Genomic DNA, 14862 nt, shown 5'->3' with positions numbered 1-14862 from the left:
AGCGGGCTTGCCCGCGAAGAGGCCAGTTGTCTCAACGAATTTTTTTCAGGATGCCTCCATGCTCCAGTTGATCCTCGGCGGCGCCCGTTCCGGTAAAAGTCGCCTGGCGGAAAAACTCGCCACCGACAGCGCGCTGGCCGTGACGTACATCGCCACCAGCCAGCCGCTGGATGGCGAGATGAATGAACGCGTTGCCCATCACCGCGCCCGTCGTCCCGCCGAATGGGCGTTGATCGAAGAGCCGCTGGAACTGGCCCGTGTCCTGCGCGAAAACGCCGGTCCCGAGCGTTGCCTGTTGGTGGATTGCCTGACGCTGTGGCTGACCAATCTGCTGATGCTCGACGACGCCGAACGCCTCGCCGCCGAACGCGAAGCCCTGCTCGAATGCCTGGCGTCGCTGCCGGGTGAAATCATTTTTGTCAGCAACGAGACCGGAATGGGTGTCGTGCCGCTGGGCGAATTGACTCGCCGCTACGTCGATGAAGCCGGTTGGCTGCATCAAGCTCTGGCCGAGCGTTGTCAGCGAGTCGTCCTGACGGTCGCCGGCCTGCCCCTGACTCTGAAAGGACCTGCGTTATGACTCAAGCCTGGTGGCTGAACCCGTGCAAACCGGTGGATACGGACGCCGTTGAAAACGCCGCGGCGCGTCAGCAGCAATTGACCAAACCCGCCGGCTCTCTCGGGCAGCTCGAATCGGTGGCGGTGCAACTGGCCGGATTGCAGGGCCAGGTCAAGCCGACACTCGATCAGGTCTGGATCGCAATTTTTGCTGGCGATCACGGCGTTGTCGCCGAAGGGGTTTCCGCGTTCCCGCAGGAAGTCACCGGGCAGATGCTGCTGAATTTCGTCAGCGGCGGCGCGGCGATCAGCGTGCTGGCGCGGCAACTCGGCGCGCAGCTGGAAGTGGTGGATCTGGGCACGGTGACCCCGTCGCTGAACCTGCCGGGCGTGCGTCACCTGAACATCGGCCCGGGCACGGCGAATTTCGCCAAGGGCGCGGCGATGACTCAGGCCCAGGGCGAACTCGCCTTGCAGGGCGGCCGCGATAGCGTGCTGCGCGCGAAGGCGGCGGGCGCGCAATTGTTCATCGGCGGTGAAATGGGCATCGGCAACACCACCGCCGCCAGTGCGCTGGCTTGTGCCTTACTGGATTGCCCGGTGGCGCATCTGACCGGTCCGGGCACCGGGTTGAATGCCGAAGGCGTCAGCCACAAGGCGCAGGTGATCGAGCGGGCGCTGGCACTGCATGCGGCGCAACGTGGCGACGCGTTGCAGACCCTGTTCAATCTCGGTGGTTTTGAGATTGCGGCACTGGTCGGCGCGTATCTGGCCTGTGCTCAGGAAGGTGTGGCGGTGCTGGTGGACGGTTTTATCTGCACGGTCGCCGCACTGGTGGCGGTACGCCTGAATCCCGCCTGCCGTGAGTGGCTGCTGTTCGGTCATCGCGGTGCCGAGCCGGGTCATCGACATGTGCTGGAAACTCTTGGCGCAGAACCGCTGCTCGAACTGGGCCTGCGCCTGGGCGAGGGCAGTGGCGCGGCGCTGGCGGTGCCGTTGTTGCGTCTGGCCTGCGACCTGCACGGGCAGATGGCGACCTTCGCCGAAGCCGCGGTGGCGGATCGCCCGGCATGACTTTGCGTCTGGATCTGCTGCGCCACGGTGAAACCGAACTCGGCGGCGGCCTGCGCGGCAGCCTCGACGATGCGCTGACCGAAAAAGGCTGGGCGCAGATGCGCGAGGCGGTGAGCGGGCAGGGGCCGTGGAATCGGCTGGTCAGTTCGCCGTTGCAGCGTTGCGCGCGGTTTGCTGAAGCGTTGAGCGCGCAGCGGGATCTGCCGGTGTCTCTGGACAAGAATCTGCAAGAGCTGCATTTCGGTGCCTGGGAAGGGCAGAGCGCGGCGGCGTTGATGGAGACTGATGCCGAAGCGCTTGGGCTGTTCTGGGCGGATCCGTATGGGTTTACTCCGCCGCAGGGTGAGCCGGTCAGCGATTTTTCGGCACGGGTGCTGGCGGCGGTCATGCGACTGCACGCGGCGTACGCGGGGGAGCGGGTGTTGTTGGTCAGCCACGGCGGCGTCATGCGTCTGCTGCTGGCGCGGGCCCGTGGTTTGCCCCGTGAGCAGTTGCTGAATGTCGAAGTCGGCCACGGCGCGCTGTTTTCGCTGATCGTCGAGGCCGACGGTTCGCTCAGGGAAGTGCTCTGACATGCTGCCCCTGTGGATCGCCCTGCAATTTCTCAGCAGCCTGCCGATTCGTCTGCCGGGCATGCCGGCGCCTGAACAGCTCGGCCGGTCGCTGCTGTTTTATCCGTTGGTGGGCTTGCTGTTCGGCGTGATTCTCTGGGCGCTGAATATCGCATTGGCCGGCGCGCCATTGTTGCTGCAAGCGGCGCTCCTGTTGACGGTGTGGGTGCTGCTCAGCGGCGCGTTGCACCTTGATGGCCTGGCGGACAGCGCCGATGCGTGGCTCGGCGGTTTCGGTGACCGCGAGCGTACGCTGACGATCATGAAGGATCCGCGCAGCGGGCCGATCGCGGTGGTGACGCTGGTACTGGTGTTGCTGCTCAAGTTCGCCGCGTTGCTGGTGTTGATCGAACAACAGCAAGGCCTGGCGTTGATCATCGTGCCGATGATCGGGCGTGCGGCGCTGCTTGGACTGTTCCTCACCACGACTTATGTGCGGGCCGGTGGATTGGGGCAGGCGCTGGCCGATCATCTGCCGCGCAAGACGGGTTGGCAGGTGCTGGCGGTGAGCGCGGCGGTATGCGTGGTGATCGCCGGGTTCAACGCCGTCGTGGCGCTGCTGCTGGCGGTTGTCGTGTTCATCTGGCTACGGCATTTGATGGTGCGGCGACTGGGTGGAACCACCGGTGATACCGCTGGTGCTTTGCTGGAATTGCTGGAGATGTCAGTGCTGGTCGGGCTGGCCTTGTTTTGATAAGTAACTTTGATCTGTAACTTGATTTAACACAGTCGCGGGTATATACACGCATCATGCTTCCTTCTCAGTGTTTGTGCACCAACCTGCGACGCGCCGCGCGTGGCGTCAGCAGGCATTACGACGGCGCTCTCGACGGCTTCGGGATCAACGTTGCCCAGTATTCTTTGCTGTGCAATTTGCAGCGGCTGGATCAGCCGAGCATTTCCGAACTGGCCGAAGCGATGGGCCTGGATCGCAGCACCCTCGGGCGCAATCTGCGGGTGCTGGAAGGCGAGGGCCTGGTGGCGCTGGCCGAGGGCGAGGACATGCGCAACCGCATCGTCCGGCTCACCGAAACCGGTGCGCAACGCCTGGCAGCAGCCCTTCCGGCCTGGGAAGCGGCGCAACAGCGGTTAATCGACCGACTGGGCGCCGAGAAGCGTGAAACCTTGCTGCGGCTGTTGGATGAACTGGCCTGAGGGCCGGTTTTTTCCGAATCTAAGCGGGTATATACCCGCGACTGGAGAATAACAATGAGTTCGATGTGGCGTACGTGCGGTTGGGTGTTGCTGGGGAGCGCGCTGATTCTGGCGTTGTCATTGGGCGTGCGGCACGGTTTCGGTTTGTTTCTGTCGCCGATGAGCGCCCAGTTTGGCTGGGGCCGTGAAGTGTTCGCCTTCGCCATCGCCTTGCAGAACCTGATCTGGGGTCTGGCGCAACCGTTTACCGGCGCACTGGCTGACCGCTTCGGCGCGGCAAAAGTGGTGCTGATCGGTGGTGTGCTTTACGCCTTGGGCCTGGTGTTCATGGGCCTGTCGGAAACGGCGCTGGGCCTGTCCCTGAGTGCCGGTTTGCTGATCGGCATCGGTCTGTCCGGCACCTCGTTCTCGGTGATCCTCGGCGTGGTCGGCCGCGCTGTGCCGCCGGAGAAGCGCAGCATGGGCATGGGCATCGCCAGTGCTGCCGGTTCTTTCGGCCAGTTCGCCATGTTGCCGGGCACCCTCGGGCTGATTGGCTGGCTCGGCTGGTCGGCGGCGTTGCTGGTGCTGGGCCTGCTGGTGGCGTTTATCGTGCCATTGGTGAGCATGCTCAAGGACAAACCGCTGCCGGTGCTCGGGCATGAGCAAACCCTGTCCGAAGCGCTGCGTGAGGCCTGCTCGCATTCCGGGTTCTGGTTGCTGGCGTTCGGTTTTTTCGTCTGCGGATTTCAGGTGGTGTTCATTGGCGTGCACCTGCCGGCGTATCTGGTCGATCAGCATTTGCCGGCGAGTGTCGGCACCACGGTGCTGGCGTTGATCGGTCTGTTCAACATCTTCGGTACGTACACCGCCGGTTGGCTCGGCGGGCGGATGTCCAAACCGCGTCTGCTGACCGGGTTGTACCTGCTGCGGGCGGTGGTGATCGTGCTGTTCCTGTGGCTGCCGGTGACGACGACTTCGGCCTATCTGTTCGGCATGGCCATGGGCTTCTTGTGGCTGTCGACGGTGCCGTTGACCAACGGTACGGTGGCGACCTTGTTTGGCGTGCGAAACCTGTCCATGCTCGGCGGTATCGTGTTCCTGTTCCATCAGTTGGGTTCGTTCCTTGGCGGCTGGCTGGGCGGGGTGGTGTATGACCGAACGGGGAGTTATGACTTGATCTGGCAAGTGGCGGTTCTCTTGAGTCTGCTGGCGGCCGCGCTGAACTGGCCGGTGCGCGAGCGTCCGGTCGAGCGCCTGCAACCGCGTGCGAGCGCTGCATGAACCGTTTCTGGCCGCAGATCGTCGTCACCGCACTCGGCGCCGCGTTGCTGGCGCTGGTGTGGTGGGGCTGGCATCAGGGCGGGCTGGCGCTGATGCAGTTGGGCATGGGTGCTTGCTAGACCGGCGGAAGGGCGAGTAACGTCGGGGTCTGACGATTGCTCAAGGATGCCCGACATGCTCAAGCGCTGGTGTGCTGTTCCCGCGTTGCTGATGGCGTTGACCGGACTGGCCCAGGCCGCGGACTGTCCGGATCTGTTGCAAGGCTCGTTGCCCAAGTTGCGGGCCAAGGAATCCATCGACCTGTGTCAGCGCTACGCCGACAAACCGCTGGTGGTGATCAACACGGCCAGCTTCTGTGGTTTCGCGCCGCAGTTCGAGGGGCTCGAAGCGCTCAATCAGCGCTACAAGGCCCAGGGCCTGGAAATGCTCGGCGTACCGTCCAATGACTTCAAGCAGGAGTCCAAGGACAGCGCCGAGACCGCCAAGGTCTGCTACGCCAACTACGGCGTGACGTTCACCATGACCGAACCGCAAAAGGTCCGAGGTGACGATGCCACTCACTTGTTCCAGGTGCTGGCCAAGCAGAGCAGCGCACCGAAGTGGAATTTCTACAAATACGTCATCGACCGCCAGGGCAAGGTGATCGCCAACTTCTCCAGCCTGACCAAACCGGATGATCCGGAATTTCTCGCAGCCATCGAGAAAGCCATTGCGTCCCAGCCGCTGAAACCCTGATCGACGCCCATCAAAAAGCCCCGCCTCTGTGAAGAGAGCGGGGCTTTTTAATGGGCGAGGCCTCAAATGGTAAAGAGCTCAGCCTCGCCGTACAGCATCAGAAGCGGTAGGTTGCGCCGACACCGAAGCCGTTTGCCGAGTTTTCATACTGCGAGTTGTAGCTCTGGCCACGATCGTTTTCGTTGCGGATGTTGACCTTCTCTTCCTTCAGGTACGAGTAGGCAACGTCGATGGTCAGGTCTTCAGTCGGGCTCCAGCCGGCACCGATGCTGAAGATGGTCCGGTCGCCGGTCGGGATGCGTGGCGAACGGTCGACGTTGTTGGTCGGCGACTGGTCGAACGTCAGACCGGTACGCAGTACCCATTCCTTGTTCAGCTGGTAGGACGTACCGATGGCGTAAGCCCAGGTGTCATGCCAGTTCTGTTCTTCGGTGATCTCGCCGAACTGGCCAGCCAGCAGCGGCTGAACGCCGGAGTTCTTGACGGTGATCTTTTCCAGCTGGCTCCAGCGGGTCCAGGTGGTACCGGCGTAGACGTTCCAGCGATCGTTGATCGCCTGGGTGACCGAGAGGTCCACGGATTCAGGCGTGGTGATCTTCAGCGAAGCGTCGTACTTCTGGTTCGCACCCAGGCCGATCGCGCCCAGCACACCGTAGTTGACCTTGGTGTTGCCTTCGAGCTTGTAGTCGACTTTCGAGTGATAGGTCAGACCCAGGCGAGTGCTGTCGGTAGCCTGTACCAGCACGCCGATGTTGTAGCCCAGTGCGGTGTCGTCGCCCTTGATCTTGACCTTGCCGTCCGGCGCTGCCTGAGTGATCGACAGGTTGGATTCCAGCGAGCCGTCGATGCGGTTGATGGTCGGGCCGAAACCGATCGACACGACATCGTTGAACTTGTAGCTGACGGTTGGCTGGAAGGTGATGATCTTGACTTCTGACTTGCTGCCGAAGTAACGGCCGGCGAAGCCGTTTTCATAGTCGGTGATCAGGCCGAAGGGTACGTACACACCCAGACCGAATGCCCAATGCTCGTCGATCGGCTTGACGTAGTAGCCCATAGGTACGGAGGTGAAGGGCACCATATCGCCTTTGTTGCTGCCGCCGTTCGGGCTGGAGCTGCCATCGCTGATATCGGTTTTTGCGTCGAGGAATGCAACACCGCCAGTGACTTGTTCGCGCGTGATGCGCGACATGCCGGCAGGGTTGCCATAAACAGTGCTTGCGTCGTCGGCAGAAGAAGATCGCCCGGCGTACCCAGTCCCCATCCCGCTGATGCTGTGTTCGTTGATGGCAAAGCCAGCTGCGAAGATCTGGGTGGATGCCACGGTTACGGCAAGGCTAAGGGTGGTTTTGAGCATGACTTTTTTCATTATTAGAACTCCTGGTGATCACCGGGGCGAAAATTACCAACATTTTCGTCCCAGCGCTATAGTCCGTATGCCTTGAGTTAGAGCGGTTTTGTAGGACAATCCGACCAGATTCGCTGCTCGTTAGGCGATGTTGCGAAACCGGTGGGTCAGCAAGCGACCTGATTCAGCGGTGAAACACAGGTTTGCCAGGCGCAGGTGAAATCGCGCAGACGACCTTGAGGCTGGAAGGTCTGACGCCAGATGCGCGCCATGCCCAGCAGATCATCCGGCTCGGGGAGGACGGGGTTTTGTTCTTCCACCAGCAGCCAGGCGATGGCCGTGGCGTACCGCAGGTTGACGGTCAGTTCGAGGTGCGGGCCGCTGAGGAAAGCATGCTGGCTGGCGAGGCCGCGAACCAGGCTGGCGCGTTCCGGATCCAGCGCCAGGTAATGATCCCAGAGGGCCTGGTGACGGTGTTCGGCAATCCGGTACAGGCCGTGGCCACGGCGGTCATGCAGGGCGGAACCGAGGGCGGACTGGCTGGCGGCAATGCCCAGCAGAAGGGATTCGGCAGTTGCGCAGTGGCGTCCCAGGTAGATCAGCGTAGGACGGATCACATAGCGGCACAGTTCGCTGGCAGCGATACCCATAAAACCCTCGGATCTTGTTATCGGGCGGCGAGACCTGAAGGGGAGCTTGGCAGCTGTGGATCGACTCAGGCTCGCCGGAAGCGGATCACGCCGCTTAAGTTGAAGTGTAGTGTCATATTCGCGACGTAAAGGCCTGTTTTTAAAATATTTCCGGCGAGGCGTTATAACCGTTATATCGGTTAGTGATTAGGCAGAAAGTGGCAGAAGTGAAACATCGGGCAATAAAAAGCCCCGCATTCTCAGCGGGGCTTTTGCTTTTGCAGCCATTTCGGCCTCTCAGGCGATCAATGCCTGACGGGTGCGATCAATTACGGCCTGCAGCGGTTCGGCGCTGGAGTATTGATCGGGGTACAGACGCTCGCTGTGGCGGGCGATCCCGTGTTCATTGACCACGGTGAAGCTGAAGCAGCCTTTGCGAGCGGCCATGATCAGGCAGTTCATTGGAGCAAAAGCGTTGGTTAGGGTGCGAATGGCATCCTGAGTCTGGATTTGAGTCGACATAGTTATTAGGTGTTCCTACAAATGACACGGATAAGAACCGTGCAACGTTAAAACGTTCCAGTAACGTCAACCACCATTGGTCGAACGAAGAACCCGACTGGAACAAGGCAGCCAGTTCGAGCGCTATAAAAGTTGGCGCGCTTGGGCTGGCAGGTAGGTACTTAGGAGGACAGGCAACACATCGAGGGCAGAGGTTCTGGGCCCGGGGTGAAGATCCTGATCAATTTGCAGGTTGGTTCGGTCAGAGTAAGTGGTCTTCGCAACACCCTTTGCATTCGATTCAAAGGCTGTGTTGTCACAAGATTTACCTGGAAACCATCGAGGGGTCGGTCCCGCTTTTGTCGGTGGAGGCTTCTGTGAGAGAAGGCTGACCGTGGGGTGTGTTCGACCGGAATTGACTTTCAGCTTGGTACTAACGCCGCGGATACTAACGGAACGATCTGCAGAAGGCAAACCCGCTGGTCAAAAAAATTCCGGTGTCATCGAGTCTGCCCCGATCTGGCTCACATCATGACCGTCGGTCGCCACGACATGACCGGCGCTGAAGCTCGGCGCAGGGGCTTATCCCCAGTCCGAATGCCAAAACGACCCGAAAAGGCGCATCGATATAACCGCGTAACAGGTACTTGTGCACATTAGTTGCGCAGACTGTAACGGCGCTGTCACAACGATCCTGACCCCGATGGCTGCCTGCATCGAAAGTTTAAGTCAATGAAAAACATCGCTTTTTTTAACTGGTGAAAAAATCGTCAGTTTGACTGCGAGCCCCATTCCACAAGGCTTTGCGGCGACTGGAGGACGGTTGTCCACTGAGTTATCCACAGCTTCTGTGGATTGTCCCGAGCGCTTGCTCTAGCACGGGCGTGCCGGGTTTTTTCGACTTTACCTGTGCGAAAAAAAGAGTAGAGTGGCGCGCCTTCCGATCTGTCCCACAGTGCTTTATGAAGTTTCGTTCAGCTCCAGAATCTGTTACCTCCCAACCCCCTCGTGTTACCGCTCCCAAGCGATTTTCCGTGCGCGTGGCCGAATGGCTGCTCGACAGCCCGCGCCTGGGCGACAGCCAGAATGCCAAGCATCTCGCCGGCCGCCTGCTCAAGCAACCGGCCCGGGAAGGGGTGGTCGCCGCGCAAAGTCGTCTCGGTCAGTTGATGTGCCGCGAGTGCGGCAATGCCCGGGATCGCCGGATCGGCCAGGACCTGCTGCGCCAGGCCGCCCGCGCCGGTGACCGCCGCGCGCAACAGGAACTCGGCCTGATCGAAGACTGAGCTGTCCAAGACCTGGCGCCTTGGTTAACCTTCAGGCTTTATCGGATCGGCGGGAATCACTATGGCGATGGACTTGACCAGCATCCTGCTGGGGCTGGCAGGCGCAGCCGTGCCGCTGCTGGCACTGGCCTGGCAACTGCAACGCCGGGCCAGTCAGAACCAGTCTGAAGTCGCGTTGCTCGAGGAGCGGCTGGCCATGGCGCAGATGGCCCAGGACGGCCTCACTGCACAACTTGAAGCCAGCCGCGATGAAATCGCCGACCTCGGCCAGGCCAATGCCGCCAAACAAGCGGATCTCGCGGCCGTGCGCCGGGAAGTCGAACTGTTGCAGATCGAGCGCGATGACGCCCGTGACGCTGCCCACGCCTGGAACCTCGAACGCGCCAACAAGGAAGCTGAATTGCGGCGCCTGGACGCCCAGGCGGCTTCGCTGAATGCCGAATTGCGCGAGCAACAGGAAAGCCATCAACAACGCCTGGATGACCTGCAAGGTTCCCGCGACGAGCTGCGCGCCCAGTTCGCCGAACTGGCCGGAAAGATCTTCGATGAGCGCGAACAACGCTTCGCCGAAACCAGCCAGCAACGCCTCGGGCAGTTGCTTGATCCTTTGAAAGAACGCATCCAGTCGTTCGAAAAACGCGTCGAGGAAAGCTATCAGGCCGAAGCCCGCGAGCGCTTCTCGCTGGCCAAGGAACTGGAGCGTTTGCAGCAACTGAACCTGCGCCTCAGCGACGAAGCGACCAACCTGACCCGCGCCCTGAAGGGCCAGAAAACCCAGGGCAACTGGGGCGAACTGATTCTCGAGCGTGTGCTTGAGCACGCCGGGCTGGAGAAGGGCCGCGAGTACCAGACCCAGGTCAATCTCAAGGGCCCGGACGGCGAGCGTTTCCAGCCGGACGTGATCATCTACCTGCCGGGCGACAAGCAAGTGGTGGTCGACTCCAAGGTCAGCCTCACCGCGTATCAGCAGTACGTCGCGGCGGACGACGAGGCCATCGGCCAGATCGCCATGAAGCAGCACGTGCTGTCCCTGCGCAGCCACGTCAAAGGCCTGGCCGGCAAGGATTATAAGCGTCTGGAAGGTTTGCACAGCCTCGATTTTGTCTTGCTGTTCGTGCCCATCGAAGCGGCGTTTTCCGCCGCGTTGCAGGCCGAGCCGACGCTGTTCCAGGAGGCTTTCGACCGCAACATCGTGATCGTCAGCCCGACCACATTGCTGGCGACGCTGCGAGTCATCGACAGCCTGTGGAAGCAGGAACGCCAGAGCCAGAACGCCCGGGAAATCGCCGAGCGTGCCGGTTGGCTGTACGACAAGTTCGTGTTGTTCATTCAGGATCTGGATGAAGTCGGCAATCGTCTACAGCAACTGGACAAAGCCTACAGCGCGGCGCGCAACAAGCTGACGGAAGGGCGGGGCAACCTGGTTAGCCGCAGCGAACAGCTCAAGTTGCTCGGCGCGCGAGCCAGCAAAAGTCTGCCGGCGGATCTGCTGGAACGCGCAATGACTGACGCCGACGGCCTGGTCGAACTGCCTGAATAAGCCGCGCTGCTAGAGCGGCAAATAGCGACTCAACAACGCCCGTAAAGCCGCCGGTTTTACCGGTTTGGCCAGGTAATCCAGTCCCGCCGCGTGCACCTGCGCCACCGTTTCCGGATGCCCGTCGGCGCTGATCACTACGCCCGGCACCGGCTCGCCCAGCCTTGTGCGCAACCAGGCCATCAGATCGGTGCCGGTTTCGCCGTGATCGAGGTGATAGTCGACCAATGCCAATTGTGGGCGCACGCCGTCGTCGAGCAGCGCCGCACATTCTTCGCGGTTGCGCGCGGTCCAGACCTGACAGCCCCAGCGCGTGAGCAGGCTGTTCATGCCGATCAGAATGCTGTCTTCGTTGTCGATGCACAGCACCTGCGCGCCGCTGTGCAGTTTGCCATTGATTTCCACCGTCGCCGGCGCCTGCACGGTCTGCGCTTTGGCCAACGGCACGCGGACACTGAACACGCTGCCGCGCCCCGGCCATGAGCGCACGCGCAAGGTATGGCCGAGTACACGGCACAGACCGTCGGCGATCGCCAGGCCCAGGCCCAGGCCTTTTTCGGCGCGGGTCTGGTGGCTGTCGAGGCGTTTGAATTCCTCGAAGATCACTTGCTGTTTGTCCTCAGGAATCCCCGGCCCGCGATCCCACACTTCCAGACAGATTTCACCTTTTCGCCGACGCACGCCCAGCAGCACCGGGCCTTTTGCGTAGCGGAACGCGTTGGTGAGGAAGTTCTGCAGAATGCGCCGCAGCAGCTTGATGTCGCTGTCGATGCGCAACTGACTTCCGCGTACCCGGAAACTCAAGCCCTGTTCCTGGGCCAGTGCCTTGAACTCCGCGCCGAGAATATCGAACAACTCATTGACCACGAACGGCTTGCGATCCGGGTTGATCTTGCCGTTTTCCAGGCGGGAAATGTCCAGCAGGTCGCTGATCAGGTCTTCGGCCGAACGCAGCGAACTGTCCAGATGCTGCACCAGTTTCTGCGCTTCGCCGCTCAGGCCGTCGTCCTGATGGGAGAGGGCGGCGGAGAACAGCCGCGCGGCGTTCAGAGGCTGCATCAAGTCGTGGCTGACGGCGGCAAGGAAGCGGGTCTTGGACTGGTTGGCCGCCTCGGCGTTGCTCTTGGCTTCGGTCAACGCGACGTTGAGTTGCGACAGTTCCTGAGTCCGTTCGCTGACCCGTTGCTCCAGCCCTTCGTTGGCTTCGGTCAGGGCCTGTTCGGCTTCGCGGAACGCGGTGATGTCGGTGAAACTCATGACGAAACCGCCGCCGGGCATCGGGTTGCCGATCAGCTCGATCACCCGGCCGTTGGGGAACAGCCGCTCGGAAGTGTGGGCTCGGCCCTGACGCATCCAGTGCAGGCGCCGGGCGACGTGGACCTCCGCTTCGCCGGGGCCGCACAAGCCACGTTCGGCGTTGTGGCGAATGATGTCAGCGATCGGTCGGCCAACGCTGATCAAGCCGTCCGGATAGTTGAACAGCTCCAGATAGCGGCGGTTCCAGGCCACCAGTCTCAGCGACTGGTCGACCACGCTGATGCCCTGGGTAATGTTTTCGATGGCGCCTTGCAGCAGCGCACGGTTGAACTGCAGCACTTCCGACGCTTCGTCGGCGATCCGGACCACGTCCTCCAGCTGCATTTCCCGACCTTCGATGGCGGCTTTTACTACAGCTCGCGTCGAAGAGGCGCCAAGGACACCCGCCAGCAATCGCTCGGTGTGGGCGATCCATTCGCCGTCGGCGTTCTGATTCGGGTTGAAGCCTTTGCCCTGTCGGTAGGCGAAGCGGATGAAACTCTGCCGCGCACGTTCTTCACCGACAAACCGCGCCGCCAGTTGCAGCAAGTCATCAATCTGCACCGCCAGCATCGAGCGCGCGCTCGGACGTGCGCTGATTTCCTGACCGATAAAACGTCCGGCCTGCCAGTGCTCCGACACCCGGGTGCGCGACAGTACCGAGACCCAGGCGAACAACGTGAAGTTGCCCGCCAGCGACAGCACCACACCTTGGGTCAGCGGGGTGATCGGCAGGTTCAGCGGATTGCTGTGCAGCCAGGCGAGGCCGGGGAAACTGTCCAGCGACCAGCCGAGGCTGCGTGCAGCGATCGGCAGGATCAAGGTGTAGAACCACAGAAACGTACCGGCGGCGAGACCGGCGAATACACCACGCCGGTTGGCCTGTTTCCAGTACAGCGCGCCGAGCATCGCCGGGGCCAGTTGAGTGACCGCCGCGAAAGCGATCTGGCCGATGGTCGCCAGGCTCGCGGTCGAGCCGAGCAAGCGGTAGCTGACGTAAGCCAGCAACAGAATCACCACAATGCTGACCCGACGCACCGAGAGCATCCACTGGCGGAACACTTCGAACGGGCGCTCGGCATTGTTGCGGCGCAGCAGCCACGGCAACAGCATGTCGTTGGAGACCATGGTCGACAGCGCCACACTCGCCACGATCACCATGCCGGTGGCCGCCGAAGCGCCGCCGATAAACGCCAGCATCGCCAGTGCCGGATGGGCCTGGGCCAATGGCAGGCTGATAACGAAGGAGTCGGGGATGACCGAGCTGGGCAGCATCATCTGACCGGCCAAGGCGATCGGGACGACAAACAACGCGGCCAGTGCGAGGTAGGCCGGGAACACCCATTTGGCCAGACGCAGATCCTGCGGGTCGATGTTCTCGACCACCGTCACGTGGAACTGCCGGGGCAGGCAGATGATCGCCATCATCGCCACGCCGGTCTGCACCACCATCGACGGCCAGTTGATGGTTTCTTTCCAGTATTCCTCTAGACGCGGCGCGAGCATTGCCTGATTGAACAGGTCGTCGAAACCGTCATACAGCCCATAGGTGACGAAGGCGCCGACGGCAAGGAAGGCGAACAGTTTGACCAGCGACTCGAAAGCAATCGCCAGCACCATGCCCCGGTGGTGCTCGGTGGCATCGAGGTTGCGCGTACCGAAAACGATGGTGAACAGCGCCAGCACCAGCGACACGATCAGCGCGGTGTCCTGGGCGCGGGTGCCCATGGCGTCGGCGCCGGCGCCGATCAGCAAGTTCACGCCGAGGACGATGCCTTTGAGCTGCAAGGCTATATAGGGGAGGACGCCGACCAGACAGATCAGCGCGACGACCACCGCCAACGACTGGGATTTACCGTAGCGGGCGGCAATGAAGTCGGCGATGGAGGTGATGTTCTCCTGTTTGCTGATCATCACCATTTTCTGCAGCACCCACGGTGCACCGAGCAGCAGCAGGATCGGCCCCAGGTAGATCGGCAGGAACGACCACAGTTGTTCGGCGGCCTGGCCGACCGCGCCGAAGAATGTCCAACTGGTGCAATAAACAGCCAGCGAAAGGCTGTACACCCAGGCACGCACCCGTGGCGGCAGCGGTGTGCTGCGACGGTCGCCGTAGAAGGCGATGGCGAACATGATGGCCATATAGGCCAGGGCGACGGCGGCGATCAGCCCGGTGGACAACGACATGGAACACTCCCGACAGAAAACGACCGGACTCGCGCCCGGTCAGACAGTCTCGCACGGGCGCGGCGGTTAGTCAGTGTCGACCAAGGTCGTGGCGCGGCGGGGTGTCGCAGGAACAGAACCGGGCAGTTCTGTGGTCAGTCCGGTTTGAGCGCGATGTCGATCAGCCGGTGCAGTTCTTCGACTTCCAGCGGCGCTGCCGAAAACAGAATGCGGAACACCACCGGGGACACCACCAGATTGATCAGCCGATCCACGCTCGGCGCCGGCTCCTCGGGGTGGCGCTCGATGATGGTCTGCAATTGCGCGCCGATGATCGTCACGCAATAGCCCGGCGTCGCACTCGCCTGCACGTCGCGCATCATATTGCGACCGGGTTCCGAGCTCATTTCGTCGAGATATTGTTCCGCCCACGCGCGGATATCGCTGCGCAGGCTGCCGGTTTCAGCCGGCTCGCTGTCGGGGCGCATGCGGGCGAGGGCGACGTCCGCGAGCAAGGCCGCCAGATCTCCCCAGCGCCGATAAATCGTCGACGGCGTCACCCCGGCGCGCGCCGCGATCTGCGGGACGGTCACCGTCGAGCGCTCCTGTTCTTGCAGAAGAGCGCGGACCGCCGAGTGAATCGACTCCTGCACCCGGGCACTGCGACCGCCGGGGCGTAAACCTTCTTTAATAGCCATGCGGC

Annotated in this window: 15 protein-coding genes; 10 read left to right on the top strand and 5 right to left on the bottom strand. The window is 61.9% G+C overall.

All coding sequences use genetic code 11. The annotated features are described in order from the left end of the window. Positions 1-58 precede the first annotated feature (58 nt). The 8 genes from cobU to K5E37_RS14310 are packed head-to-tail and all read left to right on the top strand — an operon-like array spanning position 59 to position 5396. The gene (gene cobU / locus K5E37_RS14340; RefSeq protein ID WP_085655475.1) at positions 59-580 is read left to right on the top strand and encodes a bifunctional adenosylcobinamide kinase/adenosylcobinamide-phosphate guanylyltransferase; all 522 of its coding nucleotides are present in this window, start codon (positions 59-61) and stop codon (positions 578-580) included. After that, a complete protein-coding gene (gene cobT, locus K5E37_RS14335; RefSeq protein WP_221534183.1) occupies positions 577-1632 on the top strand; it encodes a nicotinate-nucleotide--dimethylbenzimidazole phosphoribosyltransferase in 1056 nt (351 codons plus the stop codon). The genes cobU and cobT overlap by 4 nt, the downstream gene beginning before the upstream one ends. Further along, positions 1629-2204, top strand: a complete 576-nt coding sequence (gene cobC / locus K5E37_RS14330; protein WP_221534181.1) for an alpha-ribazole phosphatase family protein — start codon at positions 1629-1631, stop codon at positions 2202-2204. The genes cobT and cobC overlap by 4 nt, the downstream gene beginning before the upstream one ends. Before the next feature lies 1 nt (position 2205). Continuing rightward, on the top strand, positions 2206-2937 hold the full coding sequence (locus tag K5E37_RS14325) for an adenosylcobinamide-GDP ribazoletransferase (protein ID WP_221534179.1): 732 nt from the start codon (positions 2206-2208) through the stop codon (positions 2935-2937). 56 nt (positions 2938-2993) lie between these two features. Next, complete coding sequence (locus K5E37_RS14320; RefSeq protein ID WP_007950413.1) at positions 2994-3398, top strand: MarR family winged helix-turn-helix transcriptional regulator; 405 nt, start codon at positions 2994-2996, stop codon at positions 3396-3398. 54 nt (positions 3399-3452) lie between these two features. Continuing rightward, on the top strand, positions 3453-4661 hold the full coding sequence (locus K5E37_RS14315; RefSeq protein ID WP_221534177.1) for an MFS transporter: 1209 nt from the start codon (positions 3453-3455) through the stop codon (positions 4659-4661). After that, on the top strand, positions 4658-4780 hold the full coding sequence (locus tag K5E37_RS29435; protein ID WP_007950415.1) for a hypothetical protein: 123 nt from the start codon (positions 4658-4660) through the stop codon (positions 4778-4780). Before K5E37_RS14315 ends, K5E37_RS29435 begins: the two co-directional genes overlap by 4 nt. 55 nt (positions 4781-4835) lie before the next feature. Further along, entirely contained in the window at positions 4836-5396 is a 561-nt protein-coding gene (locus K5E37_RS14310) for a glutathione peroxidase (protein WP_039769833.1), read from the top strand. Positions 5397-5493: 97 nt separating this feature from the next. On the opposite strand, the gene K5E37_RS14305 is transcribed toward K5E37_RS14310, so the two are convergent. The 3 genes from K5E37_RS14305 to K5E37_RS14295 form a co-directional block, all read right to left on the bottom strand. Next, complete coding sequence (locus K5E37_RS14305; RefSeq protein ID WP_221534175.1) at positions 5494-6765, bottom strand: OmpP1/FadL family transporter; 1272 nt, start codon at positions 6763-6765, stop codon at positions 5494-5496. A gap of 146 nt (positions 6766-6911) precedes the next feature. Then, complete coding sequence (locus K5E37_RS14300; RefSeq protein ID WP_007950418.1) at positions 6912-7394, bottom strand: hypothetical protein; 483 nt, start codon at positions 7392-7394, stop codon at positions 6912-6914. Positions 7395-7670: 276 nt separating this feature from the next. After that, complete coding sequence (locus K5E37_RS14295; protein ID WP_007950419.1) at positions 7671-7895, bottom strand: hypothetical protein; 225 nt, start codon at positions 7893-7895, stop codon at positions 7671-7673. Between the two features lie 941 nt (positions 7896-8836). Here K5E37_RS14295 and K5E37_RS14290 point away from each other — a divergent pair. Both K5E37_RS14290 and rmuC read left to right on the top strand, forming a co-directional pair. Continuing rightward, a complete protein-coding gene (locus K5E37_RS14290) occupies positions 8837-9160 on the top strand; it encodes a hypothetical protein (protein ID WP_081493545.1) in 324 nt (107 codons plus the stop codon). A gap of 175 nt (positions 9161-9335) precedes the next feature. Next, positions 9336-10700 (top strand): DNA recombination protein RmuC, encoded by a 1365-nt coding sequence (gene rmuC / locus K5E37_RS14285; protein WP_221534233.1) that lies wholly within the window; start codon positions 9336-9338, stop codon positions 10698-10700. A gap of 9 nt (positions 10701-10709) precedes the next feature. Here rmuC and K5E37_RS14280 read toward each other — a convergent pair whose 3' ends face one another. Both K5E37_RS14280 and K5E37_RS14275 read right to left on the bottom strand, forming a co-directional pair. Beyond that, a complete protein-coding gene (locus K5E37_RS14280; RefSeq protein WP_221534174.1) occupies positions 10710-14180 on the bottom strand; it encodes a hybrid sensor histidine kinase/response regulator in 3471 nt (1156 codons plus the stop codon). A 134-nt stretch (positions 14181-14314) separates the two neighbouring features. Next, positions 14315-14857, bottom strand: coding sequence for a TetR/AcrR family transcriptional regulator (locus K5E37_RS14275; protein ID WP_134825943.1), 543 nt, complete (start codon positions 14855-14857; stop codon positions 14315-14317). Positions 14858-14862 lie beyond the last annotated feature (5 nt).

Origin of the sequence: Pseudomonas sp. RIT778 (assembly GCF_019718735.1) — a bacterium.
In the GTDB taxonomy this organism is placed as follows: Bacteria; Pseudomonadota; Gammaproteobacteria; order Pseudomonadales; family Pseudomonadaceae; genus Aquipseudomonas; species Aquipseudomonas aphyarum.
This window is presented reverse-complemented; position numbering and strand designations above follow the sequence as displayed.

Coding starts and splice junctions, on each gene's coding strand:
- cobU (WP_085655475.1), top strand. CDS start 59: ATGCTCCAGTTGATCCTCGGCGGCGCCCGTTCCGGTAAAAGTCGCCTG.
- cobT (WP_221534183.1), top strand. CDS start 577: ATGACTCAAGCCTGGTGGCTGAACCCGTGCAAACCGGTGGATACGGAC.
- cobC (WP_221534181.1), top strand. CDS start 1,629: ATGACTTTGCGTCTGGATCTGCTGCGCCACGGTGAAACCGAACTCGGC.
- K5E37_RS14325 (WP_221534179.1), top strand. CDS start 2,206: ATGCTGCCCCTGTGGATCGCCCTGCAATTTCTCAGCAGCCTGCCGATT.
- K5E37_RS14320 (WP_007950413.1), top strand. CDS start 2,994: ATGCTTCCTTCTCAGTGTTTGTGCACCAACCTGCGACGCGCCGCGCGT.
- K5E37_RS14315 (WP_221534177.1), top strand. CDS start 3,453: ATGAGTTCGATGTGGCGTACGTGCGGTTGGGTGTTGCTGGGGAGCGCG.
- K5E37_RS29435 (WP_007950415.1), top strand. CDS start 4,658: ATGAACCGTTTCTGGCCGCAGATCGTCGTCACCGCACTCGGCGCCGCG.
- K5E37_RS14310 (WP_039769833.1), top strand. CDS start 4,836: ATGCTCAAGCGCTGGTGTGCTGTTCCCGCGTTGCTGATGGCGTTGACC.
- K5E37_RS14305 (WP_221534175.1), bottom strand. CDS start 6,765: ATGAAAAAAGTCATGCTCAAAACCACCCTTAGCCTTGCCGTAACCGTG.
- K5E37_RS14300 (WP_007950418.1), bottom strand. CDS start 7,394: ATGGGTATCGCTGCCAGCGAACTGTGCCGCTATGTGATCCGTCCTACG.
- K5E37_RS14295 (WP_007950419.1), bottom strand. CDS start 7,895: ATGTCGACTCAAATCCAGACTCAGGATGCCATTCGCACCCTAACCAAC.
- K5E37_RS14290 (WP_081493545.1), top strand. CDS start 8,837: ATGAAGTTTCGTTCAGCTCCAGAATCTGTTACCTCCCAACCCCCTCGT.
- K5E37_RS14280 (WP_221534174.1), bottom strand. CDS start 14,180: ATGTCGTTGTCCACCGGGCTGATCGCCGCCGTCGCCCTGGCCTATATG.
- K5E37_RS14275 (WP_134825943.1), bottom strand. CDS start 14,857: ATGGCTATTAAAGAAGGTTTACGCCCCGGCGGTCGCAGTGCCCGGGTG.